Here is a 16862-nt window from a genome sequence, read left to right on the forward strand (position 1 = left end):
CTATGTATAAAACAACGAAATGCGCATTCGTTTGTTTTTACGCTATCCGATCTGTAAAGTACAGACCTCGAAAGGAGACTCTTTTATTTTGCTTAACAACCCCTATGTTCGAACGATTGTCTTGTCACGCGTTCTCTTGAATCTTGGCATTTGGGTTCGTAACTTTGCCATTCTTCTATACGTTACCGACTTGACGGACAATAATCCTATGTATGTATCCCTCATATCCGTAGCCGAATTTGCGCCGATTTTCTTGTTTGCCTTCATCGGAGGTACTTTCGCGGACCGCTGGCGGCCTAAGCGTACCATGGTCAGTTCTGATGCATTGTCTGCGATATCGGTATTTCTCGTGCTGATCGCCGTTCATAACGGGTCGTGGCAGGCATTACTGGTACTTACGTTCTTCTCAGCCGTCCTGTCCCAATTCTCTCAGCCTTCAGCGATGAAGCTGTTTAAACAGCATGTCCCCGCTGAACAGCTGCAATCCGTGATGGCCATGTTTCAATCGATGGTTGCCTTCTTTACGGTGATCGGCCCGATCGCCGGTGCATTTGTATATCAAACGTTCGGCATTGAAGTATCGCTGGTCGCAACAGGAGCGTTATTCCTGGGCTCTGGATTGATTCTGACTTTGCTGCCCCGTGATATGCAGAAAGAGACACAATCCAAGCAGCAGAACCTGAAACAAGAGCTTATCGAAGGCCTTCGCTATGTATGGAATAATCATACGCTCCGAACCCTTGCCGCGACCTTCGCCGCGGCTGGCTTGGCAGCGGGACTTATTCAGCCGCTCGCGATATTTGTGACGATTGAGAACCTCGGTCGGGATAAGTCATTCTTGCAATGGCTGTTAACGGTCAATGGAGCGGCGATGCTCGTCGGAGGAGGCTTCGTCATGGCATTTGCCAAGAAAATCCCCCCTCAAACCTTACTAGCACTCGGTCTGAGCGTTAGTGCCGTCGGGACCCTTGGTATTGGCTGGTCAACCAGCGTCATCTTTACGATGCTCCTTCTAGTGATTAACGGATTCTTTTATCCCACCATACACATTGGAATCAACACCATGATCCTAAACAATACGGAAGGGCCATATATTGGTCGGGTCGGCGGCGCCCTAACCCCGATTTATATGGGAATGATGGTGCTGGGCATGTCGATCGGGGGATTGCTCAAAGACCAGCTGTCCCTGTTCGTCGTTTATGCGGCTAGCACACTCTTGTTCCTGACTGGTTCGGCTCTGCTGCTTCCATTATTTAAAAAGAGAAAGAGCACGGCCGGCGTATTGGAGCAATGAACAACAAAAAAGAGCCGCCTCACATTTCAAGAGGCGGCTCTTACTTAACTAGAGACCGTGTAGCAACTGGCGGTCATGTCGTCTTATTGTTTCAGGCTCGGATGATCCAGGCTTTGAATGCCTTCCCTTCTTTTAGCGTTGAACGCTTGACCCATGCTCTGCACGTCATCTCCTGAACCGCTTCCAGCGCATCATATCGGTTCCGCAAGTAACTGTAAGCTATATGGATCAGTGTTTCCTTGTGTTCCATAATGGCCTGGTAAAAATCGGTCTCATCATCCGTTTTCGTCAGTGCCACCTTTTTCATCTCTGCTTGGGAGCCCATCATGATCTCCTAAAGTGCTATAAACAATAAAACCGAAGCTCTTCTCAAGAAGAACTCCGGTTTGTTGATAATTGAGTATCATTATGCGTGAAATTGTTGTCCGTCCAACACTTCCTTCACATAGCCGGCCCGGATCACAAAGTCACCGAAATGCTCGCCCTGCTCGCGTTCTTGTGCATATTGCTTCATGAGGGGACGAAGGGAATCCAAAATCTCGGCCTCTCCGATGTTTTCCTTATACAGCTTGTTCAGCCGGTGTCCGGAGAAACCGCCACCCAGGTACATGTTATATTTGCCAGGCGCCTTTCCGATAAATGCGATTTCAGCCAGCATCGGTCTGGCGCACCCATTCGGGCACCCAGTCATTCGAATGACGATATCCTCTTCGCGAAGTCCGTTCTCTTCCAGGATCACATCGATTTTATCCAATAACGTCGGCAGATATCGCTCGGATTCGGCCATAGCCAATCCACATGTCGGTAAAGCTACGCATGCCATGGAATTTCGTCTCAGGGCAGAATAATGATTACCGTCCGTAAGTCCGTAACGCTTGATGAGGTCTTCAATCTTTTTCTTCTTATGGCTGCTGACATTGGCGATGATCAGATTCTGATTGGCCGTCAGACGGAAGTCTCCATTATGGATTTGAGCGATTTCGCGCAGCCCTGTCATCAGCAGGTAATCGGATTCGTCTTTCACACGTCCGTTTTGGATGAACAGTGTAAAATGCCATTTGCCATTGCTGCCTTTAACCCAGCCGTAGCGGTCTCCGTTATGATCAAAATGATACGGTTTTGCCTCCTCCAGCTTCCAGCCCAGACGGCTGGTCAGCTCGTTGACAAACCAGTCGATACCGCGATCATCAATCGTATATTTGAAACGAGCATGCTTGCGCACCGCGCGGTCTCCGTAATCACGTTGAATCATTACCGTCTTCTCGGCCAAGTCAACGATCTGCTCGGGTTTGCAGAAACCAATGACTTTCGCCACTTGAGGATAGGTTAACGAATCACCATGCGTCATCCCCATGCCACCGCCTACCGAAACGTTAAAGCCTTTCAATTGTCCATCCTCAATGATGGCAATGAAGCCAAGATCTTGGGAAAATACATCAACATCATTGGATGGCGGCACGGCCATACCGATCTTAAATTTCCGCGGCAGGTACACCGGGCCATAGATCGGCTCCTGCTCCTCTCCCTCTTGCAGGCTGTCTACAATCTTCTCGCCGTCCAGCCAAATCTCATGATACGCACGCGAGCGCGGATCGAGATGACTGCTAAGCATTCGTGCCCATTCGTATACCTCCGAATGAATTTCGGATTGATAGGGGTTCGGGTTGCACATCACGTTCCGGTTGACGTCGCCGCAAGCAGCCAATGTGCTAAGCATGGCTTCATTCACTTCTTGAATGGTGCTCTTCATATTCCACTTCAATACGCCATGAAGCTGAAAGGATTGGCGGGTGGTCAAACGAATCGTCCCGTTGGCATACTTTTGGGCTACACGGTCCATCATCAGCCATTGCTCCGGAGTCACGACGCCGCCAGCGGCGCGAACACGCAGCATGAACTGGTATGCGGGTTCCAGCTTTTGCTTATGCCGTTCGTTACGCAAATCCCGGTCATCCTGCATATAACTGCCGTGAAATTTCATCAGCCGGTTATCGTCTTCCGGAATCGACCCCGTTATGCGATCCTCTAAGGTCTCTACAAGACTGCCACGCAGATAGTTGCTTCGACGCTTGATGTCCTCAACATCACTATGCGGCGCACTATGGGGTGATACTAGATTATTATCAGACATGTTCCTTTTTCTCCTCTCGCAACCACAGGGGTGATCTTAATACACATCCCGCTGATAACGTTTCTGTTGCTGCATGAGCGTCAAATATTCCGCAGCTTCTTCCGGACTCATCCGGCCTTCTTGTTCGAGAATAGACCCCAACGCAGAATGCACATCATGAGCCATCTTCTTCTCATCGCCGCAGACATAGACGCAAGCTCCTTCTTGGAGCCACTGATATAGATCCTTGCTCTTCTCCAGCATGCGGTGCTGTACGTATACTTTTTTGTCCGTATCCCGTGAGAAAGCAACATCCATGCGCGTCAATACTCCATCCTTCAACCAACGCTGCCATTCAATCTGATAGAGGAAGTCCGTCGAGAAATGCTGGTCTCCGTAGAACAGCCATGATTTTCCTTCTGCCCCCGTCTCTTCCCGTTCTTCCAGAAAGGCTCTGAAAGGTGCCACGCCTGTACCGGGTCCGATCATAATGATCGGGGTGTCCGGATTCTCGGGCAGCTTAAAGTTCGGATTATGCTGAATGTATACAGGCAGCGTATCGCCCGCTTTCAGACGTTCCGCCAATTGCACGGAGCATACGCCGTAGCGGCGGCGGCCATGTGCTTCATAACGCACCGTTCGAACGGTAACATGAACTTCATCAGGGAAGGCTTTGGAGCTGCTGGCAATCGAGTACAATCGAGCAGGAATTTTGCGCAGTATGGATACAAAATCGCTTGCCGCCACTTGCTGCAGGCCATAATCCTGTACCAGATCAAGCAAATCCCGTTCCTCGATATAAGTGCGCAATTCTTGCTCATGACCTGGCTCCAGCAATGTCCGAAGACCTTCATTCCCTGACATTTTAACCACTTGCTCGATCAGTGGTTTCGTGAGAACGGTAATCTCGTAGTGACGGAGCAAGGCATCCCGAAGAGCTCGCGCTTCACCTTGTTTATTAATAACGACCACTTCATCCGCATTCCATCCCATTGCAGCGATGAGGTCATCCACCAGCTGCGGATGGTTTTCCGGATAGACTCCTAAGCTGTCGCCCGGCTCATACTGCAGATTCGATCCTTCAAGAGAAATTTCGATATGACGAGTTTCACGGTCGGATCCTCTTCCGTTCAAATTCAGGTTCTCGAGAATTTCCGCTTGAAATGGATTGCTTCTCGAAAATTCCGATTCCGTACTATCGCTCAGGGCTACCGCACTCCCATTTTCGACAACGGATGATCCCGCTCCAGCTTCATTCAACGATAGAAGAACCTGATTCATCCATTCTGCAGCCGACTCATCAAAGTCCACATCGCAATCGACTCTTGGCGTCAGCCGCTTGCCGCCCAATTCCTCGAGCCGTTTGTCGAAATCTTTACCCGTTTGGCAGAAAAATTCATACGAGGTATCCCCCAGCGCCAGTACGGAATATTGAAGATGGTCTACCTGAGGTGCCCGCTTGCTGTGCAGAAATTCATAGAATGGTATAGCATTATCCGGCGGCTCTCCCTCTCCATGCGTACTGACGATTATCAGGAGATTCTGCAACTTCTTCAGATTATTGGGTTTAAAATCGCTCATAGAAGACATCGTGACCTGCAGGCCAACCTCTTCGAGCTTCTTGGATAGCTTTTTCGATAATCCATGACCATTGCCTGTCTGTGATCCGTACAGGACTGTGACTTCTTTAGTAGCCGTCGCCACCGGTGCCGATACAGCAGCTAACGTGTTCGCCTGTGGTGCTGCCGCAACTGCTGCTGCGGCTTCCGTTCCCTGTAACGCAGCGATGAATCCGCTGAGCCAGGTCCGCTGGGATTCCGTCAGTGTAGGCAGTAGGCGGTTCAGCAGTTCCACCTGCTCCTGATTAAAAGGACTGTTCATTACTTGAAGTTCCAACAATATCCACCTCTCAAAAGCGCACATTATTAATTCCTACTATTACGATACAATTAATTTTATTACTCCTCTGAACCTATCACAGCTTACCTGAACCGGTCAATTACAATGTTCTTATAGCATTTATCAGTTTTACTAATAAATCGATTTTCCGGGCTTTACTACAAGCGAAACCCGACCCTGTTTACGATAGAGAATATCGATATCTCCGAATGGCAATGATACCAATCATAAGGAGGAAGATTTCGGATGTTAAATCATGATTGCAATTTTACGCCGCTGAAAAACAAATTGAAGGAACAGCTCACAGATATCACAAGACAATTACAGCATATCATTCTCAATTTGGACCAGGACAGTTCATGTCTGCTGGGTGAGCTGGATCATGTCAGAACAAAATTTTTAGAAGCCGAATCGATTTCTTCTACGTATTATCTCAATTGTTTTCTCTTCCCCTTCACCAGCAAATATCAAGAAATCGCGAAATCCATATATCATCTCAGTCAAAAAAAACGGGGTGCGCTCATTGTGATTCAACGGGAAGATGGACTTGATTCGTTAATGACGCCAGGGATTCCCTTGTCTGCAGAAATCACAAGTCCCCTGCTTGAATCCATATTCGTTCCAGACAGCCCGCTGCACGATGGAGCCGTGCTCGTACGTAAAGAGATGATTATTTCCGCCGCGAACGTGTTGCCTTTAACAGCCAAAACGTATGGGGATCGTAAGCTCGGCACGCGTCACCGTGCAGCCATTGGCTTGTCCGAGATCAGCGATGCCTTGGTCCTCGTTGTATCGGAGGAGACGGGCAAGACCTCCTTCTGCATGAAGGGCACCCTCTATCCTTTATCCATCAGCAGCCCCTAATATCTAATGCTTAATCGTAGAGCCTCCTAGATAGCAAATGAAGTAAAATCTTCCCTGAAGGCTGTCATCTTCAAACAAAGCACTCGATTCCAAACCATGCAAAAGAGCCGCAGATGCTGATTCTGCGGCTCTTTTTATGGATCATCCCATGGTGGGGATTTTATGCAAATGTATAGGTCCAGAAACGTTCCGTACCGAAGCGCTGCTCCACTTCCTTGGCCTTCATCTGTTTCTTGCCCAGCAGCTCTGCTGCTTGGAATTGAGAGCGATGGGCTTGAATGGAGTTCAGCTTCTGTACCATGAACATGGATACATCTTGATAAACATCCGGTTTACCCAATTCTTGCTCACAATTGTTGGAGAATGCCAGACATTGAACGACAGGTCTATCTCCTGCCGGCATCCGCTGAATCGTGCGGATTACGGCCGCGCCCGTTGCGTCATGGTCAGGGTGGACGCTATATCCAGGGTAAAACGTGAACACCAGCGATGGCTTTATCTCCTGAAGCAGAGAGGCAATCACGCTATCCAGCTTATTTTGATCCTCGAATTCAATCGTTTTATCATGGAAACCAAGCAATCTCAAATCCTGTATGCCTATAGCTTTGCAGGATTCCTCCAGCTCTGCTTTGCGAATGGTTGGAAGGGTGATACGGTTCGCAAACGGTGGAATGCCCATATTACGGCCCATCTCCCCAAGCGTTAAGCAGGCATAGGTAACATGAGCGCCTTCCATAATATATTTAGCCAGCGTACCGGACAAACCAAATGCTTCATCATCCGGGTGCGGCAATACGACCAGTATGTTTTGCTCCATCAATCCTCGTCTCCTCTCTCTATTAAAAAGGCTCCCGGCTCAACTGCAAAGCGACAACCAGTTTGCCCTGACTGTCATGACCTGCCATAATCAGCCGATCGGTATCCGTCTGTTCGAAATGGGTGAGTCCTTCGGTATATACCCAGCCCTGACTCATTTTCAATCCAACCCGATAGGGTCCATTGCCGGATATCGAACCGTGGCTGTAACGAATGATTGCATTCGTAATAAAGTTAGCCGCGGGATGCTTCGTGCTGTCATAATGGGCAGCATAAGCGCCTGTCGTCATCTCAAGATGAATATATAAATCCTGGTCCTTCAATTTATCAATCATTTGTTGTACTTCGGTTTGATTTATGAGTTCCATAGTTCCCTCCAATATAAAGAATCACAACATGCAAGCAGTCGATAGGATCATTCTATCATAATTTTAGAGCAGGACGAAAATACATAAACCAAGACGCATGATTTATCTCGCAGTAAAAAGCGTGGCGTATTCCGGTTGTACTGCATATGCATTAAGCTCATGCTCCGAAATAACCGTATAGCCTTCCTTGCGCAGCAGAGCCGTTGTCACGCCATAACCGGCTGTTTTCTCATTGGCAAATTCTCCATTATAAATCATGGAGCTTCCGCAGGAAGGACTGCTCTCTTTTAATACGATCAGCAAAGCTCCGAGCTCTTGCGCCATTCGAAGCGTTTGGTATGCACCTTTTATATACATCTCGGTCACGTCTTTCCCGGATAGCTCAACCACTCTAGCATGCCCTGCCAATACATCATCTCCGTTTCCTCCAACGATCTCCGCCGGCTCCCGTGGAGTTGAGAATCCGCCAAGCAGTTCGGGACATACGGCCACGGCTTTCTTTGCTTCAACCAGCTGCTGAATATTCGTATCCAGGCTGTCCGTAGCGTTATAACGAACCTTCAAACCGGCTAAACATGAGCTTACAACAATCACAAAGGCCACCTCAAATCTCTCGTTCTTACCTTTTTACTACCTACTACTGTCTAAGCCGTTTGCACATATTTTAGTATCAGGAATCGGAACTCAAATGTCAACGAAATGCATAGGGTACCGATCATATCCCTCATCTAACGCATCATGGGAGCAACCCTTTTGAGGAAGTGATTCATTAATAATGGCAAAGAAATCAATATCGGCGGATCATCCAGCCGGGGAACATGCAAAGTTACATGAAGATGCGGAGTCTTAGCGTTTGGGGTAACGATAATAGGTTCCTTCGAACGGGTACGCAGTGTGGTAGACTTTGGAAGCAAAAAATCGACCGCCTGCATGCCCCATGGTACCGAAGTAGCCATCAGATAATACGTTCCGGGACTGACGTCGCCGAACCGAAACGAGCCGACGGAAGATAACAAAGTTCCGTATAACGGAAGCCCTTCGGGAATCGGCTTGGCAAACAGCCCGATCAAGATCACGCCCTGAAATGGAGCCATTGCCTCTATCGTGCCTTCTACTGTCAGATTGGGATTCTCGACCGGTATGGAGTCACGCCAGCTGTTCAGTTTCTGCAGGGATGACAAATGCTCGTCCGCCTCTTCCTTCGAGTTTCGAAACTGGGAAGGGGTCACGCCTACTCTTTCCGTGAAGCGTGTCGTAAATGTGCCCAGACTCTGCTGACCGATCTCCATGGCGATATCCCGGATACTCAGATGTGTATGTAATAGCAAATCCTTCGCCTTCTCCAAACGAAGCGAGGACACGTAATATAATGGTGGCAGTCCGATTCGATCCTTAAATATACGTGAAAAATGATATGGGCTGTATCCTATGTAATTCGCCAGTGTTGATAACGGAAGGGGCTCATAGATATTGTTGTGAATATACGCGATTACCTCATCGATTTCAGCATATCGATCAGTCATCAGGTCTGCACCATCCTTCATTCCGGATATTATGTATGGGGCCATTCCAAAACGTTCGAGGAACAATTGTTCGCATTCATACTATCATATCCATCTAAAAAATGGAAGCTTTATATGTTAAAAATATCACCTCGCATGTATAATCATGCACATAAAAAAGCCGCGCTGCAAGCGCGGCTTTCTCACTATCAATCCAAGTCCGGAATATGAATCTCAACCTCTTTTTTGCTCTGGGAAGAACGCAAAATACCGTCCAGAATCGCTTGATTCCGAAGCACCTGCTCTCCCGGGATCGGCGCCGGCTTGCCTTCACGCACAGCGCTTACGAAATCCTTGATTTTCTCCTGGAATACGTTAAGCTCATGATGGACCAGCGGTATGGCGCTCTCGGTATGATGACCTTGGATATCATGGAACATGGAGATTGATCCTACCTTCCCGTCCCACACACCGCTCCAAGGGCCTGAACCTGCCGGGGTAATCTTCATGCCCGCATCCGTGCCCAGGAACATCGTCGCCCCCAGGGTATCCATATGCATAGCCCATGACGTTTTGAAGTTAAGCACAAGGTCTCCTTCGAATCGAATCATCGCTACGCCGAAATCCTCAACATTAAACGCACTGGATTCGGAGTGGTATTTGGGATTTGTTCCAAAATAATTCGATGTATACGCGGATACCGTTAACGGCTTGGGATATCCAAGCGCGTTCAGGGCCATGTCCAAGGAATAACAGCCAATGTCCGCCATGGCGCCTGCCCCTGAAATCTCCTGCCGGACAAACGTTCCACCCGGCATTCCACGGCGGCGGCCGCCTCCGGTTTCCACATAATACACTTTTCCTAGCTCGCCCTTTTGAATCAGATTCTTAATGATGCCCATATTCGGATCATAACGCGGCTGGAAGCCGACGTTGAGCATATTTCCGGTTTTTTTCGAAATCTGAACCATCTCGATGGCTTCATCCAACGTGACCGACATCGGTTTCTCGAGCATTACGTGTTTGCCCGCTGACAGCGCATCAACCGTGGTGCTATAATGCGCAACGTTTGGCGTACAGATGCTCACGCCATCCAGGTCGAGATCCAACAATCTGCGGTGATCATCAAATCCGATCGCTCCCTGAAGCCCCCAGCGCTCAATAAATTGATCGGCTCTGCCGGGTAAAATATCAGCTACAGCGACAATCTGCACATCGTCGATTTGTTTATAGTATTTTGCATGCTCCCCCGCAATGCCGCCGCTTCCAATAATTCCAATTCGAATGGTTTTGCTCATGGCTGATACTCCCCCTACAATTTCACATTCATTGCCCGATATGTTGATGGCGTATATCCATATCTCTTTCGAAATACGGTATGCAAATAACTTCCGCTTGAGAAGCCTTCGTGCATTGCGATTTTATCAATCGACCAATTGGTATCGATCAGCTTCCTGCATACGGCTTCAAGGCGGACATGCTCCAGTATTTCGCTGAAGGACTGCCCTTCCGCTTGCTCCTTGAATATTCGCTGCAGCTGTCTTGAGCTGATATGCAGCTTCTCCGCGACGTCATCCAATACAACCTCTCCCGAAGAGTTCGCATGAATATACTCCAGTGCCAATTGATAGCGGTAAGCCTTCATATCCCGTGAAGGCAGTTCCGCTTCCGATGGCTCGGATTCATATGCGCGTACAGCGCGCAGCAGTATCTGAATAATGCACTGTTTAATCGTTGTATACAGACCCGAATACTTCTCTTGAGAAGCCTGATAAGCCTCAAGGAAATAAGGCATCGCACGATGGATATCCATCGTTGGCTTCAGCGGTAATCCTCTCAGCTTCTCCATACAGTCATCGGCTTCCGCCATTTCCCATGGATCCGAAGGAGGCAGTGCCGGACTCTCATGTTCGGACACCTCATCGCGCGGAATAATGTCCACGTGCAGACATAATTCATCCATCGGCTCCGCTGCATCCGCCTCCTGATAATGAAGCACATTCGGACCTGTTAGATAAAACATGCCTTCCCGCAGCGCATAAGGCTCTTCTTCCATAATAACGCTCCCCTTGCCGCGGGGTATGAAATGAAATTCATACTCCGCATGCTTATGGAAAGAGACAATCTTTCCTGGCGGAAAGGTGGTGAGATGAAACCGAAGAACACGGATTTCATAACGTCCCCAATAAACTCTCAGGTCAAGTCGCTCCAAGGCATCCTGCCGATCTTTCATCAATTCGTATGGAAAATGGTTATTCATCCTGATGCATCATCCCTGTATCTTATGCTCTTATGCTTGCAGTTCATCCAAACGAATGGCGCGATGCTCATTGGCCGAACGGTTGGAGGCTTCCATCAGTTTGGTTAATTCAACCGCATATGCGATATTTTCCTCTGCAATGGTATCTTCTTGAATATGGGAAATCCATTGCTCAAATGCACTTGCACGATTCGCAGGCACCGGCAGCTCTACCCAGGCATCCTTGTACTCTTCTTTTTTCGTTGAACGAATCAGAAGTTTGTCGTCAGGCGTTCCGTACAGAATCGTTCCGTCCGTACCATGAATTTCAATTGTAAATGGCGAGAAGTTGTTTACAAATCCGGCTTCAACCACACCGACAGCTCCCGTAGCCGTAGAAAGCGTAGCAACGGCGTTGTCTTCCACCTCTTTACCCGTGATGTATCCGAAATTCGCATGGACATCAACCGCTTCTTCACCGAGGAACAAGCGTGTCAAATACATCGGATGGCATCCCAGATCGATTAATGCGCCTCCACGGCACTCCTCCAGGCTGTAGAAATGCTCAGGCAGCCAACCGGCAGTCGCGCCATTATGAGACAAGCGTACACGAACGAGTGTTACGGTGCCAAGCAGCTCTTGCTGCAATACCTCGCGGATCGCCAAGGTATAGCCGTCATTCAGCCGCGGTAGCGATACCGTTAATTTGACCTGGTGCTCATTCACGGCATTGATGATATCGTTGACCTCTTGCAGGGTGGCCGCAATTACTTTTTCCGTGAATATGTGTTTGCCTGCCGCCGCAGCTTTCAACATGACTTCTCTGTGCATGGATGTCGGAGCATCCACGATCACGGCATCGATATCGTCACTTTGCAGCATGTCGTCCAGGGACTCATAAAAAGGTACGCCTTGCTTCTCTGCAGCTTCTCTTCCGCGCCCCGGGTTCTCATCCCATACCGCTACGATTTGAGCATCCGGATGCTCCTGCGCTTGTTTCGTATAATCCCACGCGTGTACATGCCAATAACTAATTTTTCCGATTCTAATCATTCTCGTCACCTCAGTATCTAATATTAAGACATCATGCCATTAATCTATCACACGAACCGCCCGATTCACAGTGTAAAATTGCGACAATCAAGTTAGATATCACGACATGATGGCAAACAAAAACTCCGCCAGTTGACGGAGCAGAATCATCTGAAAACTCACAGTATCAAGCGTTCTCTTGCAGTTGTGATATGTGCAGTATGATGTTTACCGTGCCAGGCGTACATGCCCGTTGCGTATTCCAGGCTCGTTTTTCGCTGGTTCTCGGGGTGATAGAACGTTCTGAGATAGTCCTCGGTATTCATGATGTTTAATAAAGCGACCCATCTGGCGTGTATGCCATCAATCAAAACGAGTGAAGCATCAACATCCGCCGTCATTGAATCCTCAAGGGCTGCCCACTTCTGCTCGTCATAAGGCTTAACCGTTGGGTTGTCTTCCGTCAAAGCAAGTTTGAACCGGATATAGCTGTTCATATGACTGTCGGCCAGATGGTGAACGACCTGTCGGATGCTCCAGCCTCCATCTCGATATGATAAATCCAGCTGTTCCTGGCTTAGCCCCTGCACGGCAGCCCTCAGTTTCTCCGGCAGGCTCTTAATCTCTTCAATCCAGAGCTCCCTCTGTTCAGGCGTCGATGGCCCTTCCCATTCAAATTGTCCTATCGGGTATCTCAAGTCCATGTTCCCTCACTCCTTGACCATCATTTTTTGAATCATTCGTATAGTAATGATAATAGCATTTTACAACGAGCCCATTATATCTTCAATTTCGTTTATTTGACCGTCCGATAGTGGTCCGAAAAGAGCGGCCCCAGTCAATTCCTCCACTTGCTTCCTCGTTTTAAAACCCGGAATCGGGATCGCGACGTGGCTTCTCCCCCAAATCCATGCCAGCGCCCCTTGCACCAAAGTCCGATCTTCACTGGTTAAAATCTCTCGAACCGCCTCAAGTTTAGCCAGAAACGATGGTACCGGTTTACCATCCTTGAAATAGGAAACCCAATCGTGACCGCTCCCCCTTACATCTTGATCACTGAACCTGGAGTCATGGTTGAATTTCCCGCTTAAGAGCCCCATAGCCAAAGGTGTATTATTGATGCTTGCTAAACCGTAACGCTCACAGAGGGCAAGCATCTCCTTGTCGTCACTGAGAACATTCAGCACATGTTGAATTGCCGCGGCTTCCGATTTTCGAGCAAACCATTCTGCATTGGCCACATCCCATGTACTCCAGCCATATGTTCGGATCAGCCCATCTTGACGAAGACCGTTCAAGGTATCAATCACCGACTCCACCTCGCCAAGACTTAATCCGCCTACATGAATTTGATAGACATCGATATAATCAGTGTCCAGGCGTTGAAGTGATCGCTCGCAAGCGCTGCGGACATAATCCGCTGAAACATTGTGACGAGTGAAAACCTCCTTTGTTGACTCATCATACGTAAAACCGAATTTGGTGGCAATCACCGCTTCCTGCCGCCTTCCCTTTAACGCTTGGCCCAGGACCCGTTCACTATGGCCCGTTCCGTATACATCTGCAGTATCAAAAAAGTTAACGCCCCGTTCCAACGCAGCGTGAATCCCCGCTATGGATTCGCGTTCATTCACCTCTCCCCATCCATCCGCCAAGCCGTCCAATGTAAATTTCCCGCCTATGGCCCAGCAGCCCAGACCGAGCGGACTTACCGATATTTGCGATCTGCCTAACATTCGTTTCATTGTTATATTTCCTCCCTTTTCGAATCAGTTCGTCATCATTATAATAAGGAGAATGGTCTCTGATGAGATCCAATGATAAGGAATTTGGAGGAACCAATTAGAGGAGGGATACGGTGTACGGCATTCAGATCGACCGTGAATCTAAACTGACGGTAACCCGTCAGATATGTCAGCAGTTGCGAAGGATCATCGAATCGGGACAACTGACAGCCGGAACTCGTCTGCTTCCTACGCGCGTTCTGGCAAAAGAATGGGGGATTGCGCGCAATGTCGTCATTGAGGTATATGAGCAGCTGACGGCTGAAGGATATCTGGAGGGGCGTGTAGGCTCCGGCACCTATGTAGCGGAAGGTATCATCCCCGTTCCCAATCCGCGTACCGCTCCCTCTTCGAGCAAGCAGCCGTTCCAGAGGCAGACAACCACTCAGCATGAACACGTCATTGATTTTGCCACGGGCGTTCCCGATCGGAACATGTTTCCACGACACATCTGGGCCAAGTATTTGAAAGCAGCCTCTGAATCTTCCGAATATGAAGACCATGATTACGGTCACATCAAAGGGGATTCGACGCTGCGCTCTGCCATCTGCGACTATGTATTCCGGGCTAAAGGCATCCAATGCTCACCCGAACAAATTGTGATTGTGTCCGGTGCCACTGAAGGGTTCCTTCTCCTTGCCAAATCGTTATCTTCCAAGTTTCATTCCATCTATATCGAAGACCCGACAATCGATATTACCCGGGATATTTTTCAGACGATGAACTATAATCTTGTTCCGGTCGAGGTTGATCATAGCGGAATGCGCGTCGACGCCTTGTCGAGTATCGCTCCAGGTCATCTGGTTTTATTAACGCCATCACATCAGTTTCCAACCGGCAGCGTATTATCCATTCAGCGGAGACATCAGATCATAGGGATGCTGGAGGAAGCCGACTCTTTCGCTATCGAGGATGACTATGACAGCGAGTTCCGGCTTCGAGGGATCCCTGTGCCTCCTCTACAGACGCTGTCACCTTCAAGGGTTATCTATGTAGGAACATTCAGCAAAACGCTGTCGCCCAGCCTTCGGATCGGATTTATGATTGTACCACCGAGTCTAACCGATACCATTGCCGAAATGAAAGATAAATTGAATTTACATACTCCGTACATCATTCAAAAAGCATTAAGCCAATTCATGTTGGATGGGTATCTGGAACGGCATATCCATACGATGAAGAAAATGTACAAGAAACGGCGCAATGTCATGACGGAGCAGCTTCAGCACTTATTCGGAGCAGATATTTCCGTTCTCGGCGATGATGCGGGAATGCATCTACAGATTATTTTCCATCCACAGCCCTACGCCCTTCTTCCATGGAATGACACGGCTTCTTACGGGTTCCGTGTTGAGCCTGTATCGAATTACAGAATCTCATCCTCTAGCCCCCTGCGTACAACCGGTATCGTGTTAGGATATGGAAACCTGTCATCCGAAGAAATCGAGGAAGGATTACGCCGACTTTACTTGTTTGCTTCCTCTTGCAAGATACTCACTTGAATATTTGACATGATATGGATTTTAGATGGATTCATGCTTTCAACAACTATATTAAAAAAATGGCTCGTCCGCTGTATGGGAACCGAGCCATTTCTGTTTTATCCAGGGATTCGATGTCAAACTCCCTCAATCCGTTCAAAATTACGCAGCGTCCGAAGTGCATTCCATGTCAGAACGCCCTTCCATTCCTCCTTGGCCAACGGCCATACCTCTTCGTACTGGTACCAGCTCCAATTGGGCTCCCAGGCACCATCTTCCCCTTGATTCCCTATAAGCTCATCCAGTTCCAGCGGAAGAAGCTCGCGGTATTTGGCAAAATAGGGCGAATCCGGCGAATCCATAATACTGAGGGGCGTTGCTCCGTATCCCTCGCGGCTGCCAGGATCCCTGCTTATGCAATGATCCATGAAGACCTCAAGTGTTTCTCCGATCTCGGACGCCTGTTCTGTTGACAATCTTTCGTTCAAACGCAAATAACAAAACAATTCATGCATTTCATGAAGATCGCTGGATTGTTTCAGGTAGTTCACAGCATAATCAATCCTTGATTCCAAAAACTCCAAAGGGTATAACTCCCGCTCGTCGATAAAATAGGCGATAATATCCGCATTCGGATTTCCCCAATGATCTTTGAAGGCACCATACTGCCACCATATCGCCCTTGGAGACTGCTCGGCTTCCTTAGGGATGATATCCCACCCTGACCGTTCTGGCACATAGGAATGCTCGAGATACTTTAAAGCGGATATTACCCGTTCGTTCCGCTCCGGATGATCTGGATTCAAGCGAAGAATCTCCAGCGCTCTGGTTGTTGCCAGAGCAGATGACTCTCTGCACCGAAGATCAGGCTCAAGTCCATGACCATATCCACCGTCCTCATTCTGATAGCTATCCAACTCAGTCAACACGTCCGTAAACGACTCGTTCTCGAAATCATACCGGAACAATGACCGTTCAAGATCCCTGGCCCGGTGCAGCATATATTGCCTGGCTTGTTCAAATCGCATCCTGTTTAGCTTCTTCACTTGGGTTCCAACTCCTCGTAGAAAGTGATTCGGTTGCCGAATGGATCTGTGACACATAGCTCTTTGCTGTTCCATGGCGCAATCTCTATCCCGGGTCTGGAATACGGATAGTTCTGGTTTAACAGCTGTTCGTGAAACCCCTCAATCCCCGCCATCTCCACGCGAATAGCTGCTCCCGGGGAACAGTCACCGTAATGCTCCGTCAAATGAATCGTTACCGATTCCTTTGATATTTGCATGTAAAGCGGTGCCGTTTCATCAAAGCGGTGTTCCCAATCCAAAGTAAAACCAAGATAGTGAATATAGAATTCCCTTGCCTTCGGTTCATCAAACACTCTGAATAAAGGTATGACTTTGCTCATGGTCTGCCCCTAACTACACCCGTATTTTTTCGAACTCGTTATGTATGCGCTGCCGTTGACTTATT

17 protein-coding genes are annotated in these 16862 nt (G+C 48.5%); 3 read left to right on the top strand and 14 right to left on the bottom strand.

Features of this window, described 5'->3' with window-relative positions:
• Positions 1–88 precede the first annotated feature (88 nt).
• Positions 89–1294: an MFS transporter gene (locus MKY82_RS19505; protein WP_339294162.1), complete on the top strand. Its 1206-nt coding sequence runs from the start codon at positions 89–91 to the stop codon at positions 1292–1294.
• 91 nt (positions 1295–1385) lie between these two features.
• On the opposite strand, the gene MKY82_RS19510 is transcribed toward MKY82_RS19505, so the two are convergent.
• The 3 genes from MKY82_RS19510 to MKY82_RS19520 all read right to left on the bottom strand — a co-directional run bounded on the left by MKY82_RS19510 (position 1386) and on the right by MKY82_RS19520 (position 5300).
• Entirely contained in the window at positions 1386–1622 is a 237-nt protein-coding gene (locus MKY82_RS19510) for a sigma factor (protein ID WP_233354984.1), read from the bottom strand.
• A 78-nt stretch (positions 1623–1700) separates the two neighbouring features.
• Positions 1701–3425, bottom strand: coding sequence for an assimilatory sulfite reductase (NADPH) hemoprotein subunit (gene cysI / locus MKY82_RS19515; protein ID WP_194543240.1), 1725 nt, complete (start codon positions 3423–3425; stop codon positions 1701–1703).
• 36 nt (positions 3426–3461) lie between these two features.
• A complete protein-coding gene (locus MKY82_RS19520; RefSeq protein ID WP_339294163.1) occupies positions 3462–5300 on the bottom strand; it encodes an assimilatory sulfite reductase (NADPH) flavoprotein subunit in 1839 nt (612 codons plus the stop codon).
• A 249-nt stretch (positions 5301–5549) separates the two neighbouring features.
• Between MKY82_RS19520 and cdaS the strand changes: the two genes are divergently transcribed.
• The gene (gene cdaS / locus MKY82_RS19525) at positions 5550–6167 is read left to right on the top strand and encodes a sporulation-specific diadenylate cyclase CdaS (RefSeq protein WP_194543242.1); all 618 of its coding nucleotides are present in this window, start codon (positions 5550–5552) and stop codon (positions 6165–6167) included.
• A gap of 160 nt (positions 6168–6327) precedes the next feature.
• Here the strand turns inward: cdaS and bshB2 are convergent, their stop codons facing one another.
• The 9 genes from bshB2 to MKY82_RS19570 form a co-directional block, all read right to left on the bottom strand.
• Entirely contained in the window at positions 6328–6984 is a 657-nt protein-coding gene (gene bshB2 / locus MKY82_RS19530; protein WP_113061801.1) for a bacillithiol biosynthesis deacetylase BshB2, read from the bottom strand.
• Positions 6985–7006: 22 nt separating this feature from the next.
• Positions 7007–7351, bottom strand: coding sequence for a YojF family protein (locus MKY82_RS19535; RefSeq protein ID WP_071218620.1), 345 nt, complete (start codon positions 7349–7351; stop codon positions 7007–7009).
• Positions 7352–7453: 102 nt separating this feature from the next.
• Entirely contained in the window at positions 7454–7945 is a 492-nt protein-coding gene (locus MKY82_RS19540) for a DUF523 domain-containing protein (RefSeq protein ID WP_194543243.1), read from the bottom strand.
• 134 nt (positions 7946–8079) lie between these two features.
• Positions 8080–8874: an AraC family transcriptional regulator gene (locus MKY82_RS19545; protein WP_220687379.1), complete on the bottom strand. Its 795-nt coding sequence runs from the start codon at positions 8872–8874 to the stop codon at positions 8080–8082.
• Positions 8875–9062: 188 nt separating this feature from the next.
• Positions 9063–10151: a Gfo/Idh/MocA family oxidoreductase gene (locus MKY82_RS19550; RefSeq protein ID WP_071218625.1), complete on the bottom strand. Its 1089-nt coding sequence runs from the start codon at positions 10149–10151 to the stop codon at positions 9063–9065.
• Between the two features lie 14 nt (positions 10152–10165).
• Positions 10166–11113 (bottom strand): AraC family transcriptional regulator, encoded by a 948-nt coding sequence (locus MKY82_RS19555; RefSeq protein WP_339294164.1) that lies wholly within the window; start codon positions 11111–11113, stop codon positions 10166–10168.
• 30 nt (positions 11114–11143) lie between these two features.
• Positions 11144–12145, bottom strand: a complete 1002-nt coding sequence (locus MKY82_RS19560) for a Gfo/Idh/MocA family oxidoreductase (protein WP_339294165.1) — start codon at positions 12143–12145, stop codon at positions 11144–11146.
• Between the two features lie 158 nt (positions 12146–12303).
• Positions 12304–12828 (bottom strand): YfiT family bacillithiol transferase, encoded by a 525-nt coding sequence (locus tag MKY82_RS19565; protein WP_339294166.1) that lies wholly within the window; start codon positions 12826–12828, stop codon positions 12304–12306.
• 60 nt (positions 12829–12888) lie between these two features.
• Positions 12889–13869 carry an aldo/keto reductase gene (locus MKY82_RS19570; protein WP_339294167.1) on the bottom strand — a complete coding sequence of 327 codons (981 nt, stop codon included), beginning with the start codon at positions 13867–13869 and terminating at the stop codon, positions 12889–12891.
• A gap of 113 nt (positions 13870–13982) precedes the next feature.
• Here MKY82_RS19570 and MKY82_RS19575 point away from each other — a divergent pair, with 113 nt between their 5' ends.
• Positions 13983–15410, top strand: coding sequence for a PLP-dependent aminotransferase family protein (locus MKY82_RS19575; RefSeq protein WP_339294168.1), 1428 nt, complete (start codon positions 13983–13985; stop codon positions 15408–15410).
• Positions 15411–15526: 116 nt separating this feature from the next.
• Here the strand turns inward: MKY82_RS19575 and MKY82_RS19580 are convergent, their stop codons facing one another.
• Together MKY82_RS19580 and MKY82_RS19585 are read right to left on the bottom strand one after the other, a co-directional pair.
• Entirely contained in the window at positions 15527–16435 is a 909-nt protein-coding gene (locus tag MKY82_RS19580; protein ID WP_339294169.1) for a hypothetical protein, read from the bottom strand.
• Positions 16432–16797 (bottom strand): glyoxalase superfamily protein, encoded by a 366-nt coding sequence (locus MKY82_RS19585; RefSeq protein WP_194543251.1) that lies wholly within the window; start codon positions 16795–16797, stop codon positions 16432–16434. The genes MKY82_RS19580 and MKY82_RS19585 overlap by 4 nt, the downstream gene beginning before the upstream one ends.
• Positions 16798–16862 lie beyond the last annotated feature (65 nt).

It is taken from the genome of Paenibacillus sp. FSL W7-1279 (genome assembly GCF_037969845.1).
Classification (GTDB): Bacteria; Bacillota; Bacilli; order Paenibacillales; family Paenibacillaceae; genus Paenibacillus_AQ.

Excerpts from the sequence above, each read along its gene's own strand:
- MKY82_RS19510 (WP_233354984.1), bottom strand. The coding sequence starts at position 1,622 with ATGATGGGCTCCCAAGCAGAGATGAAAAAGGTGGCACTGACGAAAACG.
- cysI (WP_194543240.1), bottom strand. The coding sequence starts at position 3,425 with ATGTCTGATAATAATCTAGTATCACCCCATAGTGCGCCGCATAGTGAT.
- cdaS (WP_194543242.1), top strand. The coding sequence starts at position 5,550 with ATGTTAAATCATGATTGCAATTTTACGCCGCTGAAAAACAAATTGAAG.
- bshB2 (WP_113061801.1), bottom strand. The coding sequence starts at position 6,984 with ATGGAGCAAAACATACTGGTCGTATTGCCGCACCCGGATGATGAAGCA.
- MKY82_RS19535 (WP_071218620.1), bottom strand. The coding sequence starts at position 7,351 with ATGGAACTCATAAATCAAACCGAAGTACAACAAATGATTGATAAATTG.
- MKY82_RS19545 (WP_220687379.1), bottom strand. The coding sequence starts at position 8,874 with ATGACTGATCGATATGCTGAAATCGATGAGGTAATCGCGTATATTCAC.
- MKY82_RS19550 (WP_071218625.1), bottom strand. The coding sequence starts at position 10,151 with ATGAGCAAAACCATTCGAATTGGAATTATTGGAAGCGGCGGCATTGCG.
- MKY82_RS19555 (WP_339294164.1), bottom strand. The coding sequence starts at position 11,113 with ATGAATAACCATTTTCCATACGAATTGATGAAAGATCGGCAGGATGCC.
- MKY82_RS19560 (WP_339294165.1), bottom strand. The coding sequence starts at position 12,145 with ATGATTAGAATCGGAAAAATTAGTTATTGGCATGTACACGCGTGGGAT.
- MKY82_RS19565 (WP_339294166.1), bottom strand. The coding sequence starts at position 12,828 with ATGGACTTGAGATACCCGATAGGACAATTTGAATGGGAAGGGCCATCG.
- MKY82_RS19570 (WP_339294167.1), bottom strand. The coding sequence starts at position 13,869 with ATGAAACGAATGTTAGGCAGATCGCAAATATCGGTAAGTCCGCTCGGT.
- MKY82_RS19585 (WP_194543251.1), bottom strand. The coding sequence starts at position 16,797 with ATGAGCAAAGTCATACCTTTATTCAGAGTGTTTGATGAACCGAAGGCA.